Origin of the sequence: Cryobacterium sp. RTC2.1, from assembly GCF_035018685.1 — a bacterium.
Classification (GTDB): domain Bacteria; phylum Actinomycetota; class Actinomycetes; order Actinomycetales; family Microbacteriaceae; genus Cryobacterium; species Cryobacterium glucosi.
This window is the reverse complement of sequence record NZ_JASJXJ010000404.1, coordinates 1-211: the sequence shown is the minus strand read 5'-3', so window position 1 is coordinate 211 and position 211 is coordinate 1. Positions and strand designations below refer to the sequence as shown.

Annotated in this window: 1 protein-coding gene; it reads left to right on the top strand. The window is 54.5% G+C overall.

Features of this window, described 5'->3' with window-relative positions:
- Positions 1–17 precede the first annotated feature (17 nt).
- Positions 18–211: KUP/HAK/KT family potassium transporter (locus tag QN357_RS19635; protein WP_416347641.1), on the top strand; the 194-nt coding region annotated here is incomplete at its 3' end.

Genomic DNA, 211 nt, shown 5'->3' with positions numbered 1-211 from the left:
TCCCCTCCACCGTCGGGATGAAACAACGAATCAACGTCGAAACGTTCCCCTCCGGAATCGTTCGCGTCGTCGCGAAAATCGGATTCCTTGAGCAACCCCGGATGACAGAACTCCTGACCGAAGCTCACACCGTTGACAAGACAGCGCTAGTAAATTTCGCTTCCTCACGCGCAACATTCTTCATTTCCACCCCAGTACCCCGCTACAACCG